This is a genomic window from Pseudomonas sp. MPB26, assembly GCF_046605355.1.
In the GTDB taxonomy this organism is placed as follows: Bacteria; Pseudomonadota; Gammaproteobacteria; order Pseudomonadales; family Pseudomonadaceae; genus Aquipseudomonas; species Aquipseudomonas cedrina.
This window is the reverse complement of the sequence record NZ_CP176793.1, coordinates 4427545-4453438: the sequence shown is the minus strand read 5'-3', so window position 1 is coordinate 4453438 and position 25894 is coordinate 4427545. Positions and strand designations below refer to the sequence as shown.

Annotated in this window: 28 protein-coding genes; 12 read left to right on the top strand and 16 right to left on the bottom strand. The window is 60.1% G+C overall.

Translation table 11 applies throughout. From position 1 onward, the window contains the following. Window positions 1-148: 148 nt before the first annotated feature. The 3 genes from ppnN to ACLH0H_RS20600 all read left to right on the top strand — a co-directional run bounded on the left by ppnN (window position 149) and on the right by ACLH0H_RS20600 (window position 2344). The gene (ppnN, locus tag ACLH0H_RS20610) at window positions 149-1522 is read left to right on the top strand and encodes a nucleotide 5'-monophosphate nucleosidase PpnN (protein ID WP_076950325.1); all 1374 of its coding nucleotides are present in this window, start codon (window positions 149-151) and stop codon (window positions 1520-1522) included. Between the two features lie 172 nt (window positions 1523-1694). Next, window positions 1695-1952 carry an AbrB/MazE/SpoVT family DNA-binding domain-containing protein gene (locus tag ACLH0H_RS20605; protein WP_411379413.1) on the top strand — a complete coding sequence of 86 codons (258 nt, stop codon included), beginning with the start codon at window positions 1695-1697 and terminating at the stop codon, window positions 1950-1952. Then, complete coding sequence (locus ACLH0H_RS20600; RefSeq protein ID WP_411379412.1) at window positions 1949-2344, top strand: PIN domain-containing protein; 396 nt, start codon at window positions 1949-1951, stop codon at window positions 2342-2344. Before ACLH0H_RS20605 ends, ACLH0H_RS20600 begins: the two co-directional genes overlap by 4 nt. 109 nt (window positions 2345-2453) lie before the next feature. On the opposite strand, the gene ACLH0H_RS20595 is transcribed toward ACLH0H_RS20600, so the two are convergent. Both ACLH0H_RS20595 and ACLH0H_RS20590 read right to left on the bottom strand, forming a co-directional pair. Beyond that, window positions 2454-2783, bottom strand: coding sequence for a YXWGXW repeat-containing protein (locus tag ACLH0H_RS20595; protein WP_169376581.1), 330 nt, complete (start codon window positions 2781-2783; stop codon window positions 2454-2456). Between the two features lie 123 nt (window positions 2784-2906). Beyond that, window positions 2907-3806 carry a DMT family transporter gene (locus ACLH0H_RS20590; protein WP_411379411.1) on the bottom strand — a complete coding sequence of 300 codons (900 nt, stop codon included), beginning with the start codon at window positions 3804-3806 and terminating at the stop codon, window positions 2907-2909. Window positions 3807-3903: 97 nt separating this feature from the next. Between ACLH0H_RS20590 and ACLH0H_RS20585 the strand changes: the two genes are divergently transcribed. Further along, window positions 3904-4743: a LysR family transcriptional regulator gene (locus ACLH0H_RS20585; protein ID WP_411379410.1), complete on the top strand. Its 840-nt coding sequence runs from the start codon at window positions 3904-3906 to the stop codon at window positions 4741-4743. Here ACLH0H_RS20585 and ACLH0H_RS20580 read toward each other — a convergent pair. Next, on the bottom strand, window positions 4740-5636 hold the full coding sequence (locus ACLH0H_RS20580; RefSeq protein WP_411379409.1) for a LysR family transcriptional regulator: 897 nt from the start codon (window positions 5634-5636) through the stop codon (window positions 4740-4742). The genes ACLH0H_RS20585 and ACLH0H_RS20580 overlap by 4 nt on opposite strands. A gap of 99 nt (window positions 5637-5735) precedes the next feature. Between ACLH0H_RS20580 and ACLH0H_RS20575 the strand changes: the two genes are divergently transcribed. Next, entirely contained in the window at window positions 5736-6407 is a 672-nt protein-coding gene (locus ACLH0H_RS20575; RefSeq protein WP_411379408.1) for an NADPH-dependent F420 reductase, read from the top strand. A 64-nt stretch (window positions 6408-6471) separates the two neighbouring features. On the opposite strand, the gene mqo is transcribed toward ACLH0H_RS20575, so the two are convergent. Continuing rightward, window positions 6472-8118 carry a malate dehydrogenase (quinone) gene (mqo, locus tag ACLH0H_RS20570; protein ID WP_076950317.1) on the bottom strand — a complete coding sequence of 549 codons (1647 nt, stop codon included), beginning with the start codon at window positions 8116-8118 and terminating at the stop codon, window positions 6472-6474. Between the two features lie 423 nt (window positions 8119-8541). Here mqo and ACLH0H_RS20565 point away from each other — a divergent pair, with 423 nt between their 5' ends. Then, the gene (locus ACLH0H_RS20565) at window positions 8542-9729 is read left to right on the top strand and encodes an MFS transporter (protein WP_411379407.1); all 1188 of its coding nucleotides are present in this window, start codon (window positions 8542-8544) and stop codon (window positions 9727-9729) included. A 97-nt stretch (window positions 9730-9826) separates the two neighbouring features. Here the strand turns inward: ACLH0H_RS20565 and ACLH0H_RS20560 are convergent, their stop codons facing one another. The 3 genes from ACLH0H_RS20560 to ACLH0H_RS20550 all read right to left on the bottom strand — a co-directional run bounded on the left by ACLH0H_RS20560 (window position 9827) and on the right by ACLH0H_RS20550 (window position 11007). After that, window positions 9827-10045, bottom strand: a complete 219-nt coding sequence (locus ACLH0H_RS20560) for a hypothetical protein (protein ID WP_078823693.1) — start codon at window positions 10043-10045, stop codon at window positions 9827-9829. A 144-nt stretch (window positions 10046-10189) separates the two neighbouring features. Beyond that, the gene (locus ACLH0H_RS20555; protein WP_411379406.1) at window positions 10190-10540 is read right to left on the bottom strand and encodes a DUF6124 family protein; all 351 of its coding nucleotides are present in this window, start codon (window positions 10538-10540) and stop codon (window positions 10190-10192) included. Between the two features lie 356 nt (window positions 10541-10896). Further along, window positions 10897-11007: a BrnA antitoxin family protein gene (locus tag ACLH0H_RS20550; protein ID WP_411382441.1), complete on the bottom strand. Its 111-nt coding sequence runs from the start codon at window positions 11005-11007 to the stop codon at window positions 10897-10899. Between the two features lie 511 nt (window positions 11008-11518). Here ACLH0H_RS20550 and dusA point away from each other — a divergent pair. Next, window positions 11519-12505: a tRNA dihydrouridine(20/20a) synthase DusA gene (gene dusA, locus ACLH0H_RS20545; RefSeq protein ID WP_411379405.1), complete on the top strand. Its 987-nt coding sequence runs from the start codon at window positions 11519-11521 to the stop codon at window positions 12503-12505. Window positions 12506-12841: 336 nt separating this feature from the next. Further along, window positions 12842-13768, top strand: a complete 927-nt coding sequence (tal, locus tag ACLH0H_RS20540) for a transaldolase (protein WP_411379404.1) — start codon at window positions 12842-12844, stop codon at window positions 13766-13768. A gap of 209 nt (window positions 13769-13977) precedes the next feature. Here the strand turns inward: tal and rssC are convergent, their stop codons facing one another. The 3 genes from rssC to ACLH0H_RS20525 form a co-directional block, all read right to left on the bottom strand. Next, complete coding sequence (gene rssC / locus ACLH0H_RS20535; protein WP_010212025.1) at window positions 13978-14460, bottom strand: anti-sigma factor antagonist RssC; 483 nt, start codon at window positions 14458-14460, stop codon at window positions 13978-13980. Further along, window positions 14460-15641, bottom strand: coding sequence for a two-component system response regulator RssB (gene rssB, locus ACLH0H_RS20530; protein WP_411379403.1), 1182 nt, complete (start codon window positions 15639-15641; stop codon window positions 14460-14462). The genes rssC and rssB overlap by 1 nt, the downstream gene beginning before the upstream one ends. Before the next feature lie 340 nt (window positions 15642-15981). Then, complete coding sequence (locus ACLH0H_RS20525; RefSeq protein ID WP_411379402.1) at window positions 15982-16671, bottom strand: VacJ family lipoprotein; 690 nt, start codon at window positions 16669-16671, stop codon at window positions 15982-15984. A gap of 195 nt (window positions 16672-16866) precedes the next feature. Between ACLH0H_RS20525 and ACLH0H_RS20520 the strand changes: the two genes are divergently transcribed. Next, window positions 16867-17475, top strand: coding sequence for an HAD family phosphatase (locus tag ACLH0H_RS20520; RefSeq protein ID WP_411379401.1), 609 nt, complete (start codon window positions 16867-16869; stop codon window positions 17473-17475). 110 nt (window positions 17476-17585) lie between these two features. After that, window positions 17586-17852: a DUF4404 family protein gene (locus ACLH0H_RS20515; RefSeq protein WP_076950303.1), complete on the top strand. Its 267-nt coding sequence runs from the start codon at window positions 17586-17588 to the stop codon at window positions 17850-17852. 136 nt (window positions 17853-17988) lie between these two features. Here ACLH0H_RS20515 and queF read toward each other — a convergent pair whose 3' ends face one another. The 5 genes from queF to ACLH0H_RS20490 form a co-directional block, all read right to left on the bottom strand. Then, window positions 17989-18819: an NADPH-dependent 7-cyano-7-deazaguanine reductase QueF gene (gene queF, locus ACLH0H_RS20510; RefSeq protein WP_411379400.1), complete on the bottom strand. Its 831-nt coding sequence runs from the start codon at window positions 18817-18819 to the stop codon at window positions 17989-17991. A 70-nt stretch (window positions 18820-18889) separates the two neighbouring features. After that, window positions 18890-19402, bottom strand: coding sequence for a plastocyanin/azurin family copper-binding protein (locus ACLH0H_RS20505; protein ID WP_411379399.1), 513 nt, complete (start codon window positions 19400-19402; stop codon window positions 18890-18892). Window positions 19403-19612: 210 nt separating this feature from the next. Then, window positions 19613-20857 carry a lipoprotein-releasing ABC transporter permease subunit gene (locus tag ACLH0H_RS20500; RefSeq protein ID WP_411379398.1) on the bottom strand — a complete coding sequence of 415 codons (1245 nt, stop codon included), beginning with the start codon at window positions 20855-20857 and terminating at the stop codon, window positions 19613-19615. Between the two features lie 58 nt (window positions 20858-20915). After that, window positions 20916-21599: a lipoprotein-releasing ABC transporter ATP-binding protein LolD gene (gene lolD, locus ACLH0H_RS20495; RefSeq protein WP_165448107.1), complete on the bottom strand. Its 684-nt coding sequence runs from the start codon at window positions 21597-21599 to the stop codon at window positions 20916-20918. Window positions 21600-21606: 7 nt separating this feature from the next. Then, window positions 21607-22857, bottom strand: a complete 1251-nt coding sequence (locus ACLH0H_RS20490) for a lipoprotein-releasing ABC transporter permease subunit (protein ID WP_169376598.1) — start codon at window positions 22855-22857, stop codon at window positions 21607-21609. Window positions 22858-22951: 94 nt separating this feature from the next. On the opposite strand from ACLH0H_RS20490, the gene ACLH0H_RS20485 reads away from it, so the two are divergent. Continuing rightward, a complete protein-coding gene (locus tag ACLH0H_RS20485) occupies window positions 22952-23536 on the top strand; it encodes a PilZ domain-containing protein (RefSeq protein ID WP_411379397.1) in 585 nt (194 codons plus the stop codon). A gap of 43 nt (window positions 23537-23579) precedes the next feature. Next, the gene (locus ACLH0H_RS20480; protein WP_076950297.1) at window positions 23580-24302 is read left to right on the top strand and encodes a glycerophosphodiester phosphodiesterase; all 723 of its coding nucleotides are present in this window, start codon (window positions 23580-23582) and stop codon (window positions 24300-24302) included. Window positions 24303-24344: 42 nt separating this feature from the next. On the opposite strand, the gene sthA is transcribed toward ACLH0H_RS20480, so the two are convergent. After that, window positions 24345-25739, bottom strand: coding sequence for a Si-specific NAD(P)(+) transhydrogenase (gene sthA / locus ACLH0H_RS20475; RefSeq protein ID WP_076950296.1), 1395 nt, complete (start codon window positions 25737-25739; stop codon window positions 24345-24347). Between the last annotated feature and the right edge of the window lie 155 nt (window positions 25740-25894).

Genomic DNA, 25894 nt, shown 5'->3' with positions numbered 1-25894 from the left:
TCTGCGGCATGATGGTGCTGGACGGTGTTTGCGCTCGGCCCTGCGCCTGAGGTAAATAGCTGTCTCGTGCGGCCGAATTCGGCGCCTACTATTCTCAAGCCATCGCGGCCCCTTGCGGGTGCGGTGGCTGCGCTTTCAAGGAACCGGAATGCCCCAACGTCAAGTCATCAATGCCTCCGTCAGCCCCAAGGGCAGCCTCGAAACCCTGTCCCAACGTGAAGTGCAACAACTTAGCGAAGCCGGCAGCGGCAGCATCTACACCCTCTTTCGGCAGTGCGCCCTGGCGATCCTCAACACCGGCGCGCACATCGATAACGCCAAGACCATCCTGGATGCATACAAGGATTTTGAGGTACGTATCCACCAGCAGGACCGCGGCGTGCGCCTGGAACTGCTGAACGCCCCGGCCGATGCCTTCGTTGATGGCGAAATGATCGCCAGCACCCGCGAAATGCTGTTCAGCGCCCTGCGCGACATCGTCTATACCGAGAACGAACTGGACAGCCAGCGCATCGACCTGAGTAATTCCCAGGGCATCACCGACTACGTGTTCCACCTGCTGCGCAACGCCCGCACGCTGCGCCCCGGTGTGGAGCCGAAGATCGTGGTGTGCTGGGGCGGGCACTCGATCAATACCGAAGAATACAAATACACCAAGAAAGTCGGCCATGAACTGGGCCTGCGCAGCCTCGACGTGTGCACCGGCTGCGGCCCAGGCGTGATGAAAGGTCCGATGAAAGGCGCGACCATTTCCCACGCCAAGCAACGCATTACCGGCGGGCGCTACCTGGGGCTGACAGAGCCGGGCATCATTGCCGCCGAAGCGCCGAACCCGATCGTCAACGAATTGGTGATTCTGCCGGACATCGAAAAACGCCTGGAAGCCTTCGTACGTGTGGGCCACGGCATCATCATCTTCCCGGGCGGCGCCGGCACGGCCGAAGAGTTCCTGTACTTGCTCGGCATCCTGATGCACCCGGACAACCGCGACCTGCCGTTCCCGGTCATTCTCACCGGGCCGAAAGACGCGGCGCCGTACCTGCAGCAATTGCACGCATTCGTCGGCGCGACACTGGGTGCGGCCGCGCAGGCGCACTACCAGATCATCATCGACGACCCGGCCGAAGTGGCGCGCCAGATGACCGCCGGCCTCAAGGCGGTGAAGCAGTTCCGCCGTGAGCGCAACGATGCCTTCCACTTCAACTGGCTGCTGAAAATCGATGAAGGCTTCCAGCGCCCGTTCGACCCCACCCACGAGAATATGGCCGGCCTGCAACTGAGCCACGCGCTGCCCCCCCATGAACTGGCGGCCAACCTGCGCCGTGCGTTCTCCGGGATCGTGGCGGGTAACGTGAAGGACAAGGGTATCCGCCTGATCGAGGAAAACGGCCCGTACGAGATTCACGGCGACCCGGCGATCATGCAACCGCTGGATGAGCTGCTCAAGGCGTTCGTCGCCCAGCACCGCATGAAACTGCCAGGCGGCGCGGCATATGTGCCGTGCTATCGCGTGGTGCAATGAGCCAGCGGCGGTCGGTCATAGTTTGTATCTGTTTGGCACGTGGCCGAGGGTGTGAGGATCAGAAAACCGGTCTAGGGTTTTCACTGTTCCCCTCACCCACTTCTGCGAGCAATCTATGGACCAACGGATATTGTCCTCTGTCACTCCTTACCCTAAGGTAAGGAGTATCACGATGGAGATCTTCACTATGGCAACCGCCACACTCACTTCGAAAGGGCAAATCACTATCCCTGTCCAGGTCAGGACTGCCTTGGGGCTGGAAACAGGCGACCGGGTGGAATTTGTAGAAATGGAAGACGGCAGGTTTTCCATCATTGCCGCGAGCAAAACCGTCAGGGACCTCAAGGGGCTGATCCGCAAGCCGGCCAAGGCTGTGTCCATCGAAGACATGAACAGCGCCATCGCGGCCCAGGGAGCGAAGGCGGGATGATCGGCCTGGATACCAACGTGCTGGTGCGCTATGTGACCCAGGATGATCCGGCTCAATCAGCCAAGGCTTCCGAACTGATCGAATCACTGACCGCCGCGTCACCGGGTTTTATCAGCCTGGTGAGCATTGTGGAATTGGTGTGGGTGCTGCAGTCCTGCTACCAGTCGGCCAAGCGCGACGTGGTGATGGTGCTGGAAACCCTGCTGCACACGCGTGAACTGACCGTGGAGCACGCCGATATCATCTGGCAGGCGCTGCGCAAGTTCATTGCGAGCAAGGCTGACTTTGCCGACTGCCTGATCGAGCGCTGCGCCCATGGGGCCGGCTGCGAATACACCGCAACCTTCGACGCCAATGCGGCCAAGGCAGCAGGCATGAAACGACTGGCTTGAGGTCTACCGCTACGCCGCCGCTCCAAAGGATTTTGGCGCCGATCAGCTCGGCGCCTTCCAGTGGGATGAAGTTCGACTTCCAGACACGCAAAGACCTATCCTGCCAGGCTCACCGTATCCAGCCGCCCACCTGCCAATGGTAACCGTCGTTACGCTGCACCCAGTGCGGATGCACATAGCGGTAACCCTCGCGCACCGGCTCCCAATGGCCATGCACCGCCACATAACGCCCGCCTTCCCAGCGCCAGTAACCGCGTGACCACACATAACCGTAGCGTGGCGCCGGCTCGACCTCGACCACTTGCACCGGCGGCGGTTGCGGCGCGACAACCTCGACGTATTCACGTTGCACTGGCCTGCGCTCGTGCACGACCCGCTCTTGTACACACCCGGATGCTGCGACGACCATGGCCGCCAATGCCGCATAACGTAGCAACATACAAAACCCTCGGGCGCTGACGCCCACTGCTGTAAAAAAGCCCCCTTGTTGCAGCCGCGCTCCTGCGTGGCCCTGGGTTCTTTTTAACAGGTGGTGTCTGTCTACTTGCTGAACCCACGTACCTCAAGAGGTGCATGCGACGGTCGGTCGCTTGCAGCGTACCAGCAGCAACCCGGCGCCCACTACGGCCATGCCGGCGTAGGTGGATGCCTGGATCACGTCGCCAAACATCAACGCCGCCCACACCAAGGTGACGGGCGGTTCCAGATAGACCAACGCCGCCACTTGAGTCGCGGTCATTACCCGCAGCAACATCCACAGGCTCAGATAGGCGACAAAGGTGGAAAACACCGTCAACCAGACAATCGAGACCAGCACCTCGGGTTCATGGGGAATACTCAACGTATCGGTGTAGAGCACGGCGCCGGTGAAGCCGATCAAGGTCAGCAACGACTGGATGAACAGCGGCAGTACCAGGCCCGCATCCTGGCGCTGTGCGCTGCGGCGCTCATACAATGTCGCCAGGGTCAGCCCCAGCGCGGCCACCAGTGGTAACAGGTACATGACCAGGCTTATACCCTGGCCACCGCTGCCGTATTGGCCGGCGATGACAACCGAGACCCCGACGAAGCTGATCATCAGCCCCACCCACTGCCAGCCGCCGCTGCGCTCGGCGGCGTTTCCCGTCGAGAGCGCCGCCGTCATCAATGGCTGCAGCGCGGCGATGATCGCAGCAATGCCGGGCGACAAACCATTCTGGATCGCTACGTAGAGGCAGCTCAGATAAAGGAACTGCGACAGGAAACCGATAATCGCGTAGTGGCGGATCTGCGCCCACGAAGCTCTCAGCAACCTGACGTTCAAGTACAGGCCCAGGCACACCGAGACCAACAGGAAGCGCCAGAACAGCAGGTTGAACGCACCGCTGACTTGGGTACCCAGCTTTGCGCCGATGTAGCCTGAACTCCACGACAACACAAACGCCGCTTGCACTGCCAAAAGCCTCAGGGTTGATCGCTTCATGACGCCTCCTGCCTTGTAGGTTGACGTCAAGGCTAAGGGGCACGCATGATTCTGTATATTTGAATAAGCTGCATTATCAATCCGGTAAATTGGAATCATGGCTAAACAGCTGAATATCGACCTATTGCGCACCTTTCATGCCGTGGCGCGCTTTCAGCGCTTCAATGAAGCGGCCGACTATGTGCACCGCAGCGCGTCGACCGTAACCACGCAAATCCAGAAGCTGGAGGATCAGATCGGTCAACGCCTGTTCAGCCGCAGCAACCAGGGCGTGGAGCTGACGCTGTATGGCAAGAAGCTGCTGGGCGAAACCACGGAGTTTCTCAAGAGCCACGACCGCCTGCTGATTTCACTGATGCCGCAACGCATGGAAGGCAAGATCCGCCTGGGAATTCCCGACACCTATGCGCCCGCCTTCATCCAGCAGTTTTTGCCAAGATTGATTGCCGACAATCCGTTGCTGGAGCTGGAGGTTGAAGCGCGTACCAGCGGCGAGTTGCTGAACCTGTTTATGGCAAACCAGCTGGACCTGACCATCACAGTCAGCACACTCCCGCTGGCGCAAGGCGAGCGGCTGGGTTTTGTGCAACCGCTGTGGGTCGCAGCCGAGCACTTCAGCTCCCCACCGAATGCGCCGCTTCCCGTTAGCGTGCCCATCTCCGGTTGCCCATACCGAGCAGCGGCCTTGCAGACGTTGAAGGATCACGGCATTTATCACCGAGTGCTGCTGGAAAGCCCCAATACCTTCGCGGTTGAAGCTTGTGTGCGCAGCGGTGTGGCGGTGGGCCTGATGGAGCAGAGCCGCATGGGCGAGGGATTGATAGAAATGAAAGAACTGCCGCGGCTGCCGGCGCAGCATCTGTACCTGTTGTGCGATAGCAGCAATGCACTGGCGCTGCATCTGTACGAACAGGTCAGAGACGGCTTTCAGGTTTAAGCCGGGCCAAAACGCTGCAAGACCGCTTCGACAAAGCGTCGTAATTTGGCCGTACGCTGCCGATTTGCGGTGTAGACCAAATGCATTGATCGACTTGGCGCGTCAAACCCCGGCAGCACGCGCACCAACTCGCTCTTGTCCAATGCGGTGCGCAAGAAGTCCTCCGGGCCGAGCACGATACCGAACCCATCCAGAGCGGCCGACATCAACGCCCTGCTTTCGTTGATCTGTAATCGGCTGCTCACTTGAACCTTGTGTGGGACCGCGCCTTCATAGAGCACCCATTCGCGGTCCGCCGGGCGCGACCAGAAGGCGTAGCCCAGGCATTCGTGATGCTCAAGGTCTGCGGGTAAAGATGGCGTGCCCCTGGCCTCCAGGTACGCCGGCGAAGCACAGACAACCAGGCGATACGGCGCCAGCGGACGCGCGGTCAGGCCCGTGGTCGCCAGGGGGCCGATGCGAAAAGCGGCTTCATACCCCTCCTCTACCAAGTCCACAAAACGATCCGTCAGATGTAGATCAATCTGGACATCCGGGTTGTCACGCAGAAACCCCGTGACCAACGGCATCAGGCTGTAGGAACCGAAGGTCACCGGAGCCGTGATTCTCAACTTGCCGCGCGGGGTGTCATTCATGATCTGTGCAAGGGAGTCGGCAGCTTCGGCTTCCGTCAGGATGTGCTTGCACCGCTCGTAGTAAGCGCTGCCCAACTCTGTAAGGCTTTGCTTTCGTGTAGTGCGGTTGAGCAAGCGCGCACCCAGGCGCTGCTCCAATGCAGATACATGTTTGGCCACCATCTGTGGCGACAGGTTCAGCCGCTCGGCAGCACGCGCGTAGGAACCCAGTTCAGCGGCCACCACAAAGGCATTCATGCTTGATAAACGGTCCATCATTCCCCACTCCCAGTAACAACAGCCAAGGCATTATCGCCATTTATCACTCCGTGGTTGCCAATCATCATAGCCACTTCCTACTTTTCCTGGAGCGAGCACATGAAGATTGGCGTAATTGGAGCGGGTTTTATCGGGCGTGCCGTGGCTCAGTTGGCCCTTGCCGCCGGGCATGAAGTGATGCTGAGCAATTCCCGTGGACCACAGACCATGAGCAGCGTGGTGAGCGGCATACTCGGCGTGCAGGTGGGCAGCGCAGACGATGCAGCACAATTCGGTGATGTGGTGCTCGTGGCCATTCCCCTGGAGCACTACCGTAGTGTGCCTGCGCAGTGGCTGAAGGGTAAGACAGTGATGGACGCCAACAATTATTATCCCGACCGCGATGGGCATATCCCCGCGCTGGATCGATTTGAAACCACCACCAGCCGGTTGCTTGCCAACCATTTGCCGCATTCCCACGTGGTGAAAGTGTTCAACGCGATCTTCGCTCCGGACCTGACGCAAGATGCCCGCCCTCACGGCGCGCCCGACCGCTGCGCGCTTCCAGTAGCGGCGGACGACGCGGCGGCGAAGGCAAGCGTGATCAATTTGCTCGATGAGCTGGGGTTCGATGCCGTGGATGCAGGCGGGCTCGACGAAAGCTGGCGGTTTGAGCGGGCCAAGCCTGCGTATTGCGTCCCGCTTGACCAGGCTGGCTTGAAGGCAGCACTGGCGGCGGCCGAACGCACGGTTGAGCTGCCTCCCGTTGAGCGAACCCAACGCCGCGACTGAACCGACGCACACAAAAAAGCCCGCTGACCGTCACCGGTTCAGCGGGCTTTTTACGCAGCAGTGCTTACAGCGCCAAGTCAGACGCCGGCTTGCTCGGCGCAGCCGCAGGCTTGGCAGCCTCGGTCGCCTTTGGAGCGCCCAGTTGCGGGATCGCAGGCGGCGGCGTCAGTTGCAGGACGCCGGCGGTGTAGGCCCATTCCTTGGCAACAGCCTCAGGGCTGTCGTTCAGCTTGGTGCCGTAGCTCGGTACGATCTGGTGCAGTTTTGCCTGCCACTCAGGGCTGGCAACCTTGTCCTTGAACACTTTCTGCAGCACGGTGAGCATGATCGGAGCCGCGGTGGACGCGCCTGGCGATGCACCCAGCAGGCCGGCGATGGAGTTGTCGGCGGAGCTGACCACTTCGGTACCGAGCTTCAGGACGCCGCCCTGCTCTTCGTCACGCTTGATGATCTGCACGCGCTGACCGGCTTGCCAGAGGCGCCAGTCCGATTGCTTGGCGTTCGGGAAGTACTCTTGCAGCGCCTTGAAGCGGTCGTCATCCGACAGCATCAGTTGGCCGGCGAGGTACTCGACCAGTGGGTATTCACGAATACCGACTTTGGTCATTGGCCAGATATTGTGGGTGGTGGTGCTGGTCAGCAGGTCCAGGTACGAGCCTTCTTTCAGGAACTTGGTCGAGAAGGTGGCGAATGGGCCAAACAGGATCACGCGCTTGCCATCCAGCACGCGGGTGTCCAGGTGCGGAACCGACATCGGCGGCGAACCCACCGAAGCCTTGCCGTAGGCCTTGGCCAGGTGTTGCTCGGCGATGGTCGGGTTATCGGTCACCAGGAACGAACCGCCCACAGGGAAGCCTGCGTATTCCTTGGCTTCAGGGATACCGGACTTCTGCAGCAGGTGCAGGGCACCGCCGCCGGCGCCGATGAACACGAACTTGGCGTCGGTTTCAGTCTTGGTGCCGTCTTTCAGGTTCTTGTAGCTGACACGCCACGAACCGTCGTCGTTGCGGGTGATGTCCTGCACTTCGCTCGACAGCTTCAGGTCGAACTTCGGCGTGGTTTGCAGGTGAGCGACGAACTGGCGGGTGATCTCGCCAAAGTTCACGTCGGTGCCGATCGGGGTCCAGGTGGCCGCGATTTTCTGGTTCGGGTCACGCCCTTCCATCATCAGCGGAACCCACTTGGCGATCTGTGCCGGGTCTTCGGAATACTGCATGCCGGCGAACAGCGGGCTCGCTTGCAGGGCTTCGTAGCGTTTCTTCAGGAACTTGATGTTGTCATCGCCCCACACAAAGCTCATGTGCGGTGTGGAGTTGATGAACGAACGCGGGTTCTTCAGCACGCCCTGCTGGACCTGCCAGGACCAGAACTGACGGGAGATCTGGAACGCTTCGTTGATCTCGACCGCCTTGGGGATCTCAACGTTGCCGTTCTTGTCTTCCGGGGTGTAGTTCAGCTCAGCCAGGGCCGAGTGACCGGTACCGGCGTTGTTCCAGCCGTTGGAGCTCTCTTCGGCGACGCCGTCAAGGCGCTCGACCATTTCCATCGACCAGCCCGGCTCCAGCTCGTTGAGCCAGACACCCAGGGTCGCACTCATGATGCCGCCGCCGATCAGCAGCACATCGACTTTCTTTGCCTCTTCCGCGTGAACGGACGTGATCCCCATCGACAAAGCCAGCCCCAGCAGGGCAGTGTTTACTTTCTTAAACATCAGTAGCACCTATGATAAAACGCCATCCGCCCTAGCGCCCCTGAGTGTTCAAGGCCGCGGGGTGGGCACACAAGACCGACGTATCGACCTCACTTTTATGTCCCTTCTGCGCTGACTTCTTATCATTATTGGCTTCAGCTACCTGGGCGGCAGCCACTCGCGGGGGCGTATACGGATGTACGCACCCGGGGAGGCTGGTCCAGGACGGCGCGCAGAATATCACGGCAAACGGCGTTTATGCGCCGTTTGGCCAATTGACACCTCTAAATCGCGGCTTTTAACCCGCCGCTGTCAAGGCCGGTAGGCGCGACGTGGGGTCACAGGCGTGGAACTCTCAGGCAAAAGGCTGTTCTAGACACCTTCGCCGCTGCTTGCGTAGCATCGGCGGCCGCCTTTCGTGCCACCTTCCACACAGAGCGTTCCATGACTATCCAGCAAACATCCGGGCACGTGCTGCCCGCACGCAGCGCCGCCAAAATGGAAGCTGCCATGGCCGTGGGCGCGTTCGCGATCGGCACTGGTGAGTTCGCCATCATGGGGCTGATGCCCGACATCGCCCAGAACCTGGGTTTAAGCGAACCCCAGGTCGGCCACGCCATCAGCGCCTACGCGCTGGGCGTGATGGTCGGCGCCCCGCTGCTCGCCATCCTCGGCGCCAAGCTGCTGCGCAAACATCTACTGCTGCTGTTGATGGGGCTGTATGCCTTGGGCAACCTGGCAACGGCCTTCACACCGACCTTTGGTTCGCTGGTGGCCTTCCGCTTTATCAGCGGCCTGCCCCACGGCGCGTACTTCGGGATTGCCGCCGTCGTCGCCTCCAGCATGGTGCCCAACGACAAACGCGCCGGCGCCGTGGCCCGCGTAATGATGGGCCTGACCCTGGCCATGCTGCTCGGCAACCCCATCGCCACCTTCCTGGGCCAACACTTGGGCTGGCGCTCGGCATTCGCCTTGGTCAGCGTGATCGCCCTCGCCACCATCGCCCTGGTCTGGCAATTCGTGCCCCACCGCCACGACGAACAACGCAGCGACCCGCGCAAGGAACTGCGCGCCTTCACCAAACCGCAGGTGTGGATGGCCCTGGCCATTGGCGCGATTGGCTTTGCCGGGATGTTCTGCGTATTCAGCTACCTGGCGCCGACCATGCTGGAAGTGACCAAAGTGTCGCCGCAGTGGATTCCATTTGGCCTGGCGGCGTTTGGCATGGGCGGGATCATCGGCAACATCGCCGGCGGCAAGCTGTTTGATCGCCTGCAGTTTCGGGCGATGGGCTGGATCCTGGTGTGGTCGATGGCCGTGCTGATCTTCTTCACCTTTGCCGCCAGCTCATTGTGGGGCGTACTGCTGGGTATCGGCCTGGTCGGCACTATGATCGCAATGGCTGCGCCACTGCAAATCCGCCTGATGGACATCGCCCACGAAGCGCCAAGCCTGGCGGCGGCGTCGAATCACGCGGCGTTTAACCTGGCGAATGCGTTGGGGCCGTGGTTCGGTGGAATGGCTATTACGGCTGGGCTGGGGTGGACGAGCACCGGGTATATCGGCGCGGTCACGGCGTTGATAGGCCTGGGCATCTACCTGATTGCCCGGCGCATGAAAGGCGGCCACTAAAAGCCACACTTCTACCCCAACGCAATCCAATGTGGCAGGGGGCTTGCCCCCGATAGCAATAGGTCAGTCAACACACCAATGACTGACCCACCACCCATCAATCATCATGCAACAGCCCCGATCCATACTCCCCATAACTGCTACCCAGCCCACTGCCGCCGAAATTCATCTTGGCGGCTTTGCTGGGGCTGTGGTCGCCGAAGGCTTGGCATCCGCCTGAGAAGCACGGGTCGCTGTTCACCGCTGGTGAGGATGAACATGCGCTCAACAGCAACGCACCGGTGATCATCACGACTTTGACGAGGTTGGAGATCATTTTAAATTCCCTGTGGGCTGGAGGCACGGGGGTCCTCTCTAAAAGAGGATCGTAGACCTCAAAGGCGCGGGGGATGATGAAACCTTATTGGGTGACAGGATGGGTTCAGGTTGCCGCCCTGGGGCAAGGCGGCAGGGTGGGTTGTCAGGCCGCTGGTGCGACCTGTTCCTGTGCGCGCTCGACGAGTAGCGCGCTCAATTCGATCAACTGCTGAATTCCCAGGACGATGGCGCGTTGGGATTCATCGAGGTCGAAAGCCAGGGTTGCGGCCATTTGATTGGCGGACGCGAGGTTTTCGGAGGCGTTGGCCAGGAGGGTTTCGGTGTCTATGCTCGGGCTGACGATGAATAGGTTGCCGCTTGGTTGCTGGATGATGGCATCGTTACCGGATAGCGGCAGGTGATGATGAATCGCTCGTTGAGCAGCAGCATGTAGCTCGGCATCGACGGATACCGTGTTGTGATCAACATAAGGATTACGTGTTTTGTTGCGCATGGGCGAAGCTCCAATAGGTTCGGGAGTTAAAACGCCTTAGCAATACGGTCTTCCACCTCCGGCCACTGGGTTTGCAGCGGCTTGAGGAGGTTAGTCAGAGGACGTCTGAGCGGCAAGCTGAGAAAAGCGTGGGAAATCTCTCAGAGAAAATCCGAGGCTCACATTGGTTTCCAGGGTCCAGGCTGCTGAGAGAAATATCGTGGTCTGACCCCGATAGACTTCCGATGACCAAGTGGCAGCCATGCGCGCTAGGCGCTGGAGCCGGAATGCGGGTTGAGCGGCTTGCAAAAGCACTCAAAAATTCAACAGACAGCGAAAAGCCGCCCCAAGGAGGCTAATTGTTTCGGGGATATTATTTATCGACCCGCCTTCAGTTCATCTAGTGTGTGCGTCTTGAGCCAATCGGCCAAAGCGGCGTTCATTCGCGTTTGCCACCCCGGGCCAGAAGCCCTGAATCGCTCCAGCACATCAGCATCCAAACGAACATTGACGTGCTCTTTAGGCTAACGACTTTGGCGGCCACGCTTTGGTTTTAGCATTTCCTTCGCCTGAGCTTTGCCAAATAATCCGACAAGCACCTCGCTGGCTGGTTTGGCCTTAGCGGAAGTCCTTGGCCGACCATTCCGGGTTTACCGTATCGCCCCTCTCAGGACTGGGTTTCTTGGTCATAACTTTTGACCTCCCGTTTGTTGGTACGAAAGCTGATGACGTAGACCGTGTCAGTCCATAGGGTAAACCCCACGACATGCAGGCAATCGCTTATGTCCCCCATCGTCTTTGGCCGGATCATAAGTAATCTGAATGCCTTTATCGTAGCCACAACAAATCGTCAACACAAAGGCTGCGCCCAAACCGAAACCGAGCATGTGCTCTGGTTGTCATCGAAGATTGAGTGACTAGGCATGAGAACCCGCCAAGTACCCGACAAACATCCCTGATAAACTGCGCCCCATTCGCCCCGCTGACTCAGATTTCCCAATGCCCCTACAAACCGCCCCCCTCTCCCGCCGCTTCTCCGTCGCCCCGATGATGGATTGGACCGACCGCCACTGCCGGTACTTCCTGCGCCTGCTCTCCAAACACGCCCTGCTCTACACCGAGATGGTCACCACCGGCGCCATCCTCCACGGCGACCACGAGCGCTTTCTGCGCCACAACGAAGCCGAGCATCCGTTGGCTCTTCAGTTAGGCGGCAGCGTTCCGGCTGATTTGGCCGCCTGCGCTCGCATGGCCGAGGCCGCCGGGTACGACGAAGTAAACCTGAACGTCGGCTGCCCCAGCGACCGTGTTCAGAACAACATGATCGGCGCCATCCTGATGGCCCACCCTGTCCTGGTGGCTGACTGCGTGAAGACGATGCGCGACGCGGTGTCGATTCCGGTAACGGTGAAGCATCGCATCGGGATCAATGGCCGGGACAGTTATGCAGAGCTATGTGATTTCGTCGGGACGGTGAAGGATGCCGGTTGCACCAGTTTCACCGTGCATGCGCGGATTGCGATTCTGGAGGGGTTGTCGCCCAAGGAGAACCGGGATATTCCGCCGTTGCGCTATGACGTGGCGGCGCAGTTGAAGCGGGATTTTCCTGAGCTGGAGATTGTGCTGAACGGCGGGATCAAGACGCTGGAGCAGTGCCATGAGCACTTGCAGACGTTTGATGGGGTGATGTTGGGGCGGGAGGCTTATCACAACCCGTATTTGCTGGCGCGGGTGGATCAGCAGGTGTTTGGCAGTGAGGCGCCGGTGATTGGTCGGGCCGAGGTGTTGGCGCAGTTGCGGCCGTATATTGCGGAGCATGTGGCTTCGGGTGGGACGATGCACCATGTAACGCGGCATGTGTTGGGGCTGGGGACGGGGTTTCCGGGGGCTCGCAAGTTTCGGCAGTTGTTGTCGGTGGATATTCATAAGGCGAGTGATCCGTTGGCGTTGCTGGATCAGGCGGGGGCTTTGTTGGAGGGGCGGTGAGTTGGGTGGTTTGATCATCAGTTGATTATTTGGCGACTGACACGCCGCTTTCGCGAGCAAGCCCGCTCCCACATTTTGGGTGATGGGTGCCAGGGACATGCTCAGTGGCTGTGCGGACGTCATCGCAGGCAAGCCAGCTCCCACAGGGTGCGCGTTGTCTGGACGGAATTGGGTTGAACCTGCCGGCGGTTTTGGCCTCCTATTGAGCAGTACGGCCGGGTATTCAAACGGCTGTTTCCAGGTTGTTGCCCTCGCAAACGATCGAACCCATTTGCGCCCTTGAGCGCCTGTCGGCGCTCGGGTAATGTCATCAGACCCACAGGACAGAGCACGCCCATGACTTCCAAGCTGGAACAACTCAAGCAATTCACCACCGTTGTAGCCGATACCGGCGATTTTTCCACACTCGCCAAGCTCAAGCCGCAAGACGCTACCACCAACCCTTCCCTGCTGCTCAAGGCCGCTTCGATTGCGGGCTATGCCAAGCTGCTGGACGAGTGTGTACAGGACTGCAACGGCGACGTAGGCCTGGCCAGCGACCGTTTTGCGGTGGCGGTGGGCCAGGAGATTCTCAAGGTGGTGCCGGGGCGTATTTCCACTGAGGTGGATGCCCGCTTGTCGTTCGATGAAGACGCCATACTCAAGCGTGCGCACCGTCTGATCGACCTGTACGACAAAGCCGGCGTTAGCCGCGACCGTGTGCTGATCAAGATCGCTTCTACCTGGGAAGGCATTCGTGCGGCGGAGAAACTGGAAAAGGAAGGCATCCAGACCAACCTGACGCTGCTGTTCTCGTTTGCCCAGGCCGTGGCGTGTGCTGAAGCTGGCGTGTTCCTGATCTCGCCGTTCGTGGGCCGTATCTACGACTGGTACAAGAAGGCCAATGGCAACGACTACACCGGTTCCGATGACCCGGGCGTGCAGTCGGTAACGCGCATCTACAACTACTACAAGGCTAACGGCTACAAGACCGTGGTGATGGGTGCGAGCTTCCGTAACCTCAGCCAGATCGAAGAGCTGGCGGGATGCGATCGCCTGACCATCAGCCCGGACCTGCTGGAGAAGCTGGCGGCGGATGAAGGCAAGCTGGAGCGTAAGCTGTCGCCTGGGCATGCTGGCGAGGCCCGTGTGCATTTGACTGAAGCGCAGTTCCGTTGGGAGTCCAACGAGGATGCGATGGCGACCGAGAAGCTGGCGGAGGGGATTCGTCAGTTTGCTCGGGACCAGGAGAAGCTGGAGGCGTTGTTGTCGGCCAAGCTGTAAAAGCCGGCAGCTGCAAAAAGGGCGGCACCCTCGCGGGTGTCGCCCTTTTTTGTGTTTCTGGAGTCAGCAGGTCTCAAACCCTACATAAATCAAAATGTGGGAGCGGGCTTGCTCGCGAATGCAGAGTGTCAGTCAATACATGTTTGGCTGACCCACTGCATTCGCGAGCAAGCCCGCTCCCACATTTGGAGTGTGTTCCTGCTGGGAAATCAGTGACGTTCAAGGGCATTGACGAGGTCGTGGAACGCTTCTCGATTGGACTCGTTCAAGCCCATCAGGATCTTGTGCGCTTCCAGCACTTTGACCCGCACGATCTCCTCGGACTGGTCTTGCGAAGGCAGGTCGGTCAGGCATTCCGGGCACGGGATCGGGCGGTCAACGATGTTGAACACCTGGTCAAAACCCATGGACTGCAACAGACGGGTGATGTCTTCGTGGGTGGTGACGACGGTCGGCAGCAGGCCGACCTTCTGCCGGGACAGGATGGACAATTTGGCCAGCAAGCCAAGGGTGGTGCTGTCGATGCTGCGGGTTTCGGTCAGATCGATCACGATCGCTGAGAAGTTCAGCGCCGTGAAGATCCGCTCAATCGTCGCATCCAGCGCCGAACACAGGGTCAGGCGCACTTCACCGACAAATTTCAGGACGAAAGTCCCGTCTTGCTCGGCGAATTGGATTCTTCCGGTACTCATCAAAGATTCCTGCTCAACACCAATAGGGCGATATCATCCGGCATCTCCCCTAGCGTGGCCAATCCAAAAACCTGCCGCAGGCCATCCAGGCTGCCGCCCGCCGACTTGACCTTTTGGGGCAAGGCGGCTTCTTTCTCTTTAAGTGTAGGCTCTGGAAGCAGGTCCAGGATGCCGTCGGACATCAGCGTGAGGCTGAACGTCGGCGGCAGCTCCAGGATGTGATCTTCGTAGGTGGCTTCATTGAACAAGCCTACGGGCAGACCACGCCCTTCCAGGTAACGCACACTGTCAGGAGTGTATAAAACAGGCATCGGCAGGTGACCGCCAATACTGTAGGTCAAAAGACCGGTTTCTTCGTCGATCACGCCGCCGACCATCGTTACGTGCTTGCCCAGCTTACAGCTGATCAGGCCCCGGTTGATGTGGCCCAGCACTTGCGACGGGGTGAACTCCGGCAAAGTGCCATTACGCTTGGATTCGAACAACAGCCGTGTAGTCATGAACTTCAACAACACGGTGACAAAAGCAGAGGATGCGCCATGCCCGGACACGTCAGCCAGGTAGAAGGCGACACGCCGTTCATCCACGCGGAAATAATCGACAAAGTCTCCCGACAGGTACAGCGACGGGATGATCTGGTGGGCAAACTGGAATTCGTCGATGGTCCAGGGGCTCACCGGCAGCATGTTCATCTGCACCTGGCGACCGGCGTTCTGGTCTTCCTGGAGCAGGTTGAGGCTGGCTTCGAGTTCGCGGTTGGCGGTTTCGAGCTTCTCGCGGTAGCGCTGGTTCTCCACCATCAGCCGTGCACGATCCAGGGCGCGGCGCACCGAGTGCTCCAGCACCGCCAGGTCTTCAAGGGGTTTGATCAGGTAGTCGGCGGCCCCCAGGCGCAGGGCTTCGACGGCATCGTTCATCACGCCGGCACCGGACACAACGATCACTGGCATCTCGGGGGCGAGCTCGGCTACCTGGCGAATCAGCTCGAGGCCGCCCATCTGGGGCATGCGCAGGTCGCAGATCACAAGGTCGGGCTGGTCGCGCTCGAATACCTGGAGACCCTGTTGGCCATTACTGGCCTGCAGGACGCTGAAGCCACTGTCTTCCAAATAGGCCGCAAGGCTCGCGCGCACTACTTCGTCGTCATCGATTATCAGCAGCGTGGCACTGGTTTTTTGCATGTGGGCAAACGGCGCCAGAATTAAGTTGGCGTAGGCGGCTCGGCAATGGCCGGGCGCACGTACTGGATTCGCTTTCTAGCCTCTCTGTCCTACAAAGCATTGGGATTTCGCCCATGCACAACGGTAAAGCAGAGGTGCCCTTCTAAGGCGCAGACGGTACTCCCATCCGTGAGGGGTTTCAAGCTCATGCCGATGGTCGCCGGGCGTCTTTACACCGCAAATCACCGGGAGTTATAAGAACAGGTGGGACCACAACACAAAGTAAGGATGTAGTCCTAGTGATCACGCACAAAAAAGGCGACCACTGGGGGTCGCCTTTTTCATTTCAAAACGTCACAGCCTAGAAGTCGTCGACGACCTTGCCATCCTTGACCTTGAACTCGCGGTTCTGCAGGTAGGCGTTGCGGATAAAAGTGTATTTGTCACCGGTGATCAGCTTCTCGCTATCGAGCAGGCTGGCGCGGGTGTCGATAATGTTGAGGCCCATGACGCTGTTGCGCACCGACACATCATCCATATAACGGTACGGCTGGGTGTAGCTGTCCACGTACTTGGAGGGCGCATCACGCAGGGTGCTTGGACCCAGCAACGGCAGCATCACGTAGGGACCGCTGCCCACGCCCCAGTAACCGAGGGTCTGGCCGAAGTCTTCATCGCTGCGTTGCAGCCCCATTTTGGTGCCTACATCGATAAGGCCCAGTACGCCAAAGGTGGTGTTGACCAGCAAACGGGCAGTGTCGACGCCCGCATTGTGGGGCTTGAGTTGCAGCACGTTATTGGCCAGGTTGCCGACATCGCCGATATTGCGGAAAAAATTGTGGATGCCATCTTCGACAAACTGCGGTGTGATCCACTCATAGCCTTGGGCCAACGGCTTGAGGGCGTAGGTGTCAACGGTGTCGTTGAAGGTGAAGATCGGGCGGTTTACGCTTTCCCACGGGTCATCCTCTGGTGCTGCTTGGGCGGCAAACGGCGCCAGCAGGAAAGTGGCACACACCGATAGCTGAGCGAAACAGTGGCTCCAGCGCATAGCTTTTGCTCCTTGAATAGTCTGTCATGGGCGCTATGCCCTGAATAAGGCCTGCAGTATATGACGGAAGTGTCCAATTAGGCATCTTCCGAAAACTGTCGCACCCCAAATGCACAAAATTCCTACAATTAATAATCCTGTCATAGACTTGTCATCCGGGCCCGATAGCGTTGGAGCTATTTCAGGGATGTCGACATGCCTCACGCCGAAATAGCCATCGCCAGCGCCCCCGCCTTGACTGCCGTTCTGTTTGGCTTGAGTGGCTGCCTGGTGGACTTCGGTTCCCGGGCGCGCACCGATTCGCCCGCGCCCGACTCCCAGGCCACGCCCGGCGCGCTGAAGATCCTGCGCAGCCTGAAGGAACAAGGCGTGCCCTGCGCCTGGCTGGACGAACTGCCCCCGTCTATCACCACGCCCCTGGCCGCCACGCTGCCGGCTTGGATCAAGGCGGCATCGCCCTCCTCTATTCGCTGGCCGGCGCCTCATGCCTGCTGGCAAGCCCTGATGGAGCTGAACATCGAACGCCTGGAAGGCTGCGTGCTGGTCAGCGGCGAACCGCGCCTGCTGCAATCAGGCCTCAACGCCGGGCTGTGGACCATTGGGCTGGCCTCCTGCGGCTCGCTGTGCGGCTTGGCGCCGGAGCCATGGCAGGCGCTGAGCGAACAGGAGCGCGAGCGCAAGCGCGGCAAGGCCACCGTTGCCTTGTATGGGTTGGGCGTGCATTCGGTGATCGATCACCTGGGCGAGCTCGGCACGTGCCTGGCCGACATCAGCCTGCGCCAACTCAAAGGCGAGAAGCCCTGACACGGATCATGCACAGTTGCCGTCGGTGGATTAATCTACAGGCCAGTCCGTAGACCTTTCTCGGCGTGCCGCGGTCTATGCCAGTGCCTATTGATAAGAAGGAAGACATGATGCCTGATCGCAAAAAACTTGAAGAACAGGTCGAGATCCTGCGCGGGCAGTTGGAACAGGAACCGCCGCTGCCTGCCGAAAAACGTGAAGCGCTGGAAGCCTTGATTGCCAAGTTTGAAGTGCAACTTGAATTGGAGCCGGCCACCCAGTCACCCAGTATTTCGGACGATGTGAATCAAGCTGCCATAGAGTTCGACGCTGAACACCCGGTCATTTCCGGGACATTGCGCAATATCATGAACACGCTGGGTAGCATGGGGATTTAACACAATCCCTCGCCAAGCACAGAACCAAAATGTGGGAGCGGGCTTGCTCGCGAATGCAGGGTGTCAGTCACTGGATGCTTAACGGACACACCGCATTCGCGAGCAAGCCCGCTCCCACATTTGGTTTGTGTGAAGGCTACTGGCGGGCCAGGCGGGCGTTTTTGAACGCCATATCTTCCGTACTGCGATACGGGTTGATATCCAACCCGCCCCGCCGCACATACCGCGCATACACCGTCAGTTTCTCCGGCTTCAGCAGGCGCTGCAAGTCCAGGAAGATGCGCTCCACGCACTGCTCGTGGAAGTCCGAGTGCTGGCGAAAGCTCACGATATATTCCAGCAGGCTGGCGTGATCCAGCGCTGAACCGCGGTATTCCACTACCACACTGCCCCAATCCGGCTGACTGGTCACTGGGCAGTTGGACTTGAGCAGATGACTGTGCACGCTCTCCTCGACAATGCGCGAGTCATCGCAACGCAGCAGTTCCGGACGCGGGTGTTCGTAGTTGCTGACGCTGATATCCAGGTCGTCGATGCACACACCGGGCAACGCCATCACGCCTTCGGCTTCGATCTCGGCCAGGCTGCGGATGCGCGCGCTCACCGGTTTACCGGCAGCGGCGCTGAGGTCGGTGCGCAAAGTGGATTCAAGGCTGGCCGTATCGGCGAACGCGGTCTGGTTCAGCGAGTTGAGGTAGAGCTTGAACGACTTGGACTCGATGATGTTCGGCGAGTCGGCCGGGATGCAGAACTCACCGATGGCCACCACCGGCTTGCCCGACGGCAGCAGCCAGGACAGTTCGAAGCAGTTCCAGAAATCCACGCCCTTGTAAGGCAGGGTTTCGGCGCTCAGGCCCAGCTCGGCCCATTTGGCGGCACGCGGGATCGGGAACAGCAACGAAGGGGTGTAAGTGGAGATGTATTCACTGGACTTGCCCAGCGGCGAATGTTCGGCTGCGGGATGCATGGCGGAAACCTGGCTGAATAAAACCGCGCCAGTCTACCAGCCTTTGCCCCCGCGCCTAAGCGCCAGCGGATCAATCGACGTTGAGCTTGCCGACCATGCCCGCCTGGTAATGCCCCGGCAGGTTGCAGGCGAACTCCAGGCCCGTGGTCTTGGCGAACGTCCAGGTCAGTTCGGCGGTTTTGCCGGGCTCGACCAGGACACTGTTGGGATCATCGTGTTTCATTGCGCCATGGCCCATGGCGCTGTGGTCCATCGCACCCATGCCGGTGGCGGTGAGCATACCACTGGCTTGCATCTTTAACATTTCCTTCTGGTGTTCAGCATGCATCGCCGCGTCGCCCAGGTTGAATTCGTGGAGCAACCGGCCTTTGTTGACCAGGACAAAGCGCACGGTCTCGCCGTCTTTTACATCCACGGCGTTGGGCGAAAAAGCGATGTCCTGCAGCGTCACTTCCACGCTGCGCGTGGCCTTGTTGGCAGGCGCTGGCTGGCCGAACGCATAGGCGTGGGCGGCATCGGCCATCGCATCGACACTCAATGCCAACAAGCAAACCGCCAATAACAGAGGGGTACGCAATGCCATCTCTTTTCTCCAAAATGTGTATGACTGGCGAAGGAGCCACTGTAGTGAGCGGGCTTGTCGAATCGTCGCACCGCCCGCGCTGGGTGGCGAAGCCGCCCCAATAAAGACACCCGCAGCCCTCCAGCTAGACCCCGGTCGCCTGGTTTGGGGCGGCTTCGCCACCCGGCGCGGGGCAAGCCCGCTCACTACAGATTGTGGATACCTCAGCGCTTACGAATATCTCAAAGCGTGCGCCGGCTCAATCTTCGCCGCCCGATACGCCGGATAAATCGTCGCCAGGAAGCTCAGCACAAACCCGGACGAACAGATCAGCAACACATCGCCACCTTGCAGTTCCGAAGGCAGGTTGCTGACAAAATACACATCTGAACTGAAGATATGCTGCCCGGTGACCCGCTCCACCCAGCCTACCAGCTCACTCACGTTCAGCGCGGCAATCACGCCCAATATACCGCCGATCAAGGTGCCGACGACGCCAATCACCGTGCCCTGCACCATGAAGATCGCCATGATCTGCCGTGGCGTGGCGCCGATGGTGCGCAGGATCGCGATGTCCGCGCCCTTGTCGTTCACCACCATGATCAAGGTGGCAATGATGTTGAACGCAGCCACGGCGACGATCATCAGCAACAGCAGGCCGATCATGGTCTTTTCCATCTTCATCGCGCTGAACAGGCTGCCCTGGGTATGGGTCCAGTCATCGGGCTTGTAGCCTGCGCCCAGGCTGGCGGCGATATCCGCCGAGACCTTGGGCGCCGCGTACAAGTCCTTGACCGCCAGGCGCACGCTTTGTACCTGGTTTGGCTGCCAATGTTGAATCTCTGCGGCGTCGGCCATGTGGATCAGGGCCATCGAGCCATCCAGCTCGGCGCCGACCTTGAAGATACCCACCACGTTCAAGCGCTGCATGCGCGGCGTGATACCGCCGGGTGCGCTGCTCAGTTCCGGCACGATCAGGGTCAGCTTGTCGCCCACGTTCAGGCGAAAGCGTCGCGCGGTGATTTCGCCGATCACCACGCCGAACTCGCCGGGCTTGAGGTCATCGAGTTTGCCTCGCACGATGTGCTGGGCCACGATCGACACCTTGCCTTCCTGGGCCGGGTCGACACCGCTGATTTCAATCGGCTGCATCGCACCCTTGTAGGAGAACATACCGTCCATCTGCGTGAAGGGTACTGCGGCGGTCACTTGCGGATTTTTCATCGCGGCGGCGGCCACCGGTTGCCAATCGTCGATCGGGTTGACACCGACGATGGTCGCGTGGGGCACCATGCCGAGGATGCGCGAGCTCATTTCGCGCTGGAAACCGTTCATCACCGACAGCACCACGATCATTGCCAGCACGCCCAGGGCGAGGCCGATCATCGAGGTCATCGAGATAAACGAAACAAAACGGTTGCGGCGCTTGGCGCGGGTATAGCGCGTGCCGATGAAAATCGATAACGGTCTGAACATTCGCGGGCACCGTTGAAAAAATAGAAAACCCGGCGTCAGCCGCCGGGCTTGAAACGGGTCAGATGGCGACCAGATGACCTTCCTGCAGGTGCAATACGCGGTCCATCTGCCGGGCCATGCTCATGTCATGGGTTACCACCAGGAACGCGGTGCGCATCTGGGTGCTCAGTTCCAGCATCAAGTCCTTGATGCCTTGGGCGGTATGGGAGTCGAGGTTGCCGGTGGGCTCATCGAGCATCACCAGGCCCGGGTTGTTCACCAGGGCACGGGCAATCGCCACACGCTGACGCTCGCCGCCGGACAATTCGGCCGGCTTGTGCTCCAGGCGATGGCCCAGGCCGACGCGTTCCAGCAAGGCTTTGGCACGCTGGCGGGCTTGCGGAATCGCGGTCTTGCCGATCAGCAACGGCATGCACACGTTTTCCAGGGCGGTGAATTCCGGCAGCAGGTGATGGAACTGGTACACAAACCCCAGCGAACGGTTGCGCAACTGGCCACGGGCCTTCTCGTTCAAGGCCGACAATTCTTCACCGGCCAGCCATACGCTGCCCTGGGATGGCGTATCGAGGCCGCCCAGCAGGTTCAGCAAGGTACTTTTGCCGGAACCGGAACTGCCGACGATCGCCACGCGTTCGCCAGGGTGCAGTTCAAGTTGCAGGTTGGACAGCACCACCACCGACTCCGGGCCTTCCTCGTAGGATTTGCCCAGGTTGCGGCAGCTCAGGATTGCTTTTTCACTCATGCCCGATTCACTCATAACGTAAGGCCTGTGCTGGCTGGGTACGTGCCGCGCGCCAGGCTGGATATAGGGTGGCAAGGAAGCTCAGGACCAACGCGGCGCCGCCTACCATCAACACGTCCTGGGCCTGAACCTGGGACGGCAAGTAGTCGATGAAGTAGACGTCGGCGTTGAGAAACTTGTGGCCGATCACTTTCTCAAGCAAAGCAATCGCGGCACTGACGTTCAGCGCGGCCAGAATTCCCACGGCGGTGCCGATCAAGGTGCCGACCACGCCGATCACCGTGCCTTGCACCATGAAGATCGCCATGATCTGCCCCGGCGTGGCGCCGAGGGTACGCAGGATGGCGATATCGCCCTTCTTGTCGTTCACCACCATCACCAGCGTGGAGATGATGTTGAACGCAGCAACCGCGACGATCAGCAGCAACAGCAGGCCGATCATGGCTTTTTCCATGCGGATGGCCTGGTACAGGTTGCCATGGGTACGGGTCCAGTCGCGGGCGTAGTACTGGGATTCGCCCAGGTGCTGGGCGATTTCCCAGGCGCCGCGCGGTGCGTCGAACAGGTCGTTGAACTTCAGGCGCAGGCCCTGCACCTGGTCCGGCTGCCAGCGATGCAGGCGCGCCAAGTCGGTGAGGTTGGTCAGGCCCAGGTAGCCGTCGATCTCGCCGGCGCCGACGTGGAAGATGCCGACCACGGTAAAGCGCTTCATGCGCGGGAACATGCCGGCCGGGGTCACGGTGACCTCCGGCGCGACAAAGGTCAGCTTGTCGCCCATGCCAACGCCGAGCTTGGCCGCGGCCTTGTCGCCGATGACGATGCCGAAGCTGCCCGGCGCCAGGTCATCGATCTTGCCCTGCAACATGAACTTGTCGATGATCGAGACATTGCGCTCCTGGGCCGGGTCGATGGCATTGAGCAGGATCTTCTGCACCTTGCCGTCGTTGGTCAGCAGCCCCTGCATCTGGGTGAACGGCGCCACGGCCAGCACCTTGGGGTTCTGCTTGACCTTGTCGGCCAGGCTTTGCCAGTCGCTGATGGGCGCATCGCCTTCGATGGTCGCGTGGGGCACCATGCCCAGCACGCGGGTGCGCATCTCATGATCGAAGCCGTTCATCACCGACAGCACCACGATCATCACGACCACGCCCAAGGCGAGCCCGATCATCGAGGTCAGGGAAATGAACGACACAAAATGATTGCGACGCTTTGCACGGGTATAACGCGTGCCGATAAATACGAAGAGAGGTCTGAACATGTCGGGGCTTGTTCGGAGGAAAAGAAGACGTCCCGGTGGCGGGGTCTGGTAAGCAGCTTTACACTCAGACCATTACCGTAACCTGGGGTTCGCCATGTCGACATTAGATGAAGAAGAGCGCCGCGAATACTACCGTATCGACGACATGATCGCACTCCAAATCAAAAGCCTGTCTGCCCCCGAAGCGGCGAGCAAGGAAGTGTTGCTCGATGATTCGCCGCTGTTCAACCTGCTCAGCGAATTGCACTTGAGCGAATTCGAAGCCCAGCACCTGCTGCGCCAGCTCAGCGAGAAGGATCGCACCCTCGCCGCCTTCCTGCGTGTGCAGAACAAACGCCTGGACCTGCTCAGCCAGATCATGGCGCGCGGCCTGCTGGACGAAGTCGGTGCGCCGCAGCCAGTGATCATTTCCGAGGGCGGTATCGACTTCCAACACGCCACTTCGCTGGCGGTGGGCGCACACCTGGCGGTCAAGCTGGTGCTGATGCCCCAGGCGCTCGGCCTGCTGTTGCGCGCGCGCGTCACTCATTGCGACGCAATGGGTGATCGCTTTGACGTGGGCACGGAATTCGAATCCATGACCGATGCCCAACGCCAGTTGCTCGCGCGCTATATCCTGCAGAAACAGGCGCAGGAACGGCGCCTGGCGCGGGAACAGAGCGACGCCCAAGACACTTGAATTCGTATCACCCCGCCAGACGACCTGGCGCATAGGAGCAACTGTGACCCTGATCTACGGCCACCGCGGTGCCAAAGGCGAAGCACCGGAAAACACCCTGACCAGCTTCCAGGAGTGCCTCAAGCACGGTGTACGCCGTTGCGAACTGGACTTGCATTTGTCCATGGACGGCGAGCTGATGGTCATTCACGACCCGACCCTCAAGCGCACCGCCGACCGGCGCGGCAAGGTAGTCGAGTATTCGGCGGCGGACCTGACCAAGATGGACGCGCGCAAGGGCGGCCCCGGCTGGGTCCAGCCCTGCCCGATCCCGCGCCTGGAGGAGTTGTTTGAAAAATGCGACTTCGATCACTGGCAACTGGAAGTCAAAAGCGCCTCGCGCACCCGCGCCGCCACCACTGTATTGGCAATCCGCGAGATGGCCGTGCGCTTTGGCCTGATGGACAAAGTCACCGTCACCTCAAGTTCGCGGGAAGTGCTGAAAGCGGCGATTGAACTCACCCCCGACCTGTCACGTGGCCTGGTCGCCGAATATGCCTGGCTCGACCCACTGAAGGTCGCGCAGAACTATGGCTGTGAGTACTTGGCGTTGAACTGGACGTTGTGCACCCCCGAACGCCTGCAAAAAGCCCAGCGCCAGGGTTTGCACGTGTCCGTATGGACCGTCAACGAACCTGCGCTGATGCGCAGGCTCGCCGACTTCGGCGTAGATAGCCTGATTACAGACTTTCCCGGTTTGGCCACTGCCACCCTCGGGAATTACTGAAATCGGTCTCCCCGGCCGGCTCAGGCCACCGGCCGGAGCCGCTCAAAAAAGCCGGTTGAGGCCGTCGTAGGCCGCTACCCGATAGGCTTCGGCCATGGTCGGGTAGTTGAACGTGGTGTTGACGAAATACTTGAGCGTATTCAGCTCACCCGGCTGGTTCATGATCGCCTGGCCGATGTGCACGATCTCCGAGGCCTGGTAGCCGAAGCAATGCACGCCGAGCACTTCCAGGGTTTCGCGGTGGAACAGGATCTTCAGCATGCCTTGCGGCTCGCCGGCGATCTGCGCACGCGCCATGCTCTTGAAGAACGCCTTGCCCACTTCGTAAGGCACCTTGGCCTTGGTCAGTTCGTTCTCGTTCTTGCCGATCGAGCTGATCTCGGGAATCGTGTAGATCCCGGTCGGCACGTCGTTCACGTAGCGCCAGCTGCCGTTGTCGATGATGCTGCCGGCCGCCGAACGGCCCTGGTCATGGGCGGCGCTGGCCAGGCTCGGCCAGCCGATCACGTCGCCGGCGCCGTAGATGTTCGCCACGCAGGTGCGGTAGTTCTCGTCCACTTCGATCTGGCCACGGCTGTTGACCTTGACCCCGATGTTTTCCATGCCCAGCTTGTCGGTGTTGCCGGTACGGCCGTTGCACCACAGCAAGGCATCGGCCTTGATCTTCTTGCCGGACTTGAGGTGCAGGATCACGCCGTTGTCCAGGCCTTCGACCCGCTCGTACTCCTCGTTGTGGCGCACGGTGATGTTGTTGTTGCTGAAGTGGTAGCTCAACGCCTGGGAAATTTCCGAGTCGAGGAAGCTCAGCAACTGGTCGCGGTTATCCACCAGTTCCACCAGTACACCCAGGCCGCTGAAGATCGAGGCGTATTCACAGCCGATCACGCCGGCGCCGTAGATGATCAGTTTGCGCGGGGTGTGGCCCAGGCTCAGGATGGTGTCGCTATCGTAGATGCGCGGGTGATGGAAATCGATGTCCGCCGGGCGATACGGGCGCGAACCGGTGGCGATGATGATGTGCTTGGCCACCAGCTTCTCGACCACGCCGTTGGGGCAGACCACTTCGATGGTCTGCTCGTCGGCGAAGCTGCCGGTGCCGAAGAACAGGTCGACGCGGTTACGGGCGTAGTAACCGGTACGCGATGCCACTTGCTTGGAGATGACTTTTTCGGCGCTTTTTAACACATCCGGAAACGAAAACCAGCGCGGCTCACCGATGGCCCGGAACATCGGGTTGGTATTGAACTGCATGATCTGGCGCACCGAGTGACGCAAGGCCTTGGACGGGATGGTACCCAAGTGGGTGCAGTTACCGCCGACCTGGCGACGGCTATCGACCATCGCCACCTTGCGCCCCGCCTTGGCGGCATTCATCGCCGCACCTTCTCCAGCCGGGCCGGAACCCAGTACCACCACGTCGTAGTTGTAGACAGCCATGCGTACTCCTCAGAACAGGCCAGGCGTACGGTTGGACGCCGGGCTAAATCATGCCGCGGCCAGCGGGCATGAAGGACAATTTGGCTCAAGTGTGTGAACCGGGGCACAGTCTATATAAGGCTCAACGCCGCGCACATTAACCCTTGGTCGCGTCG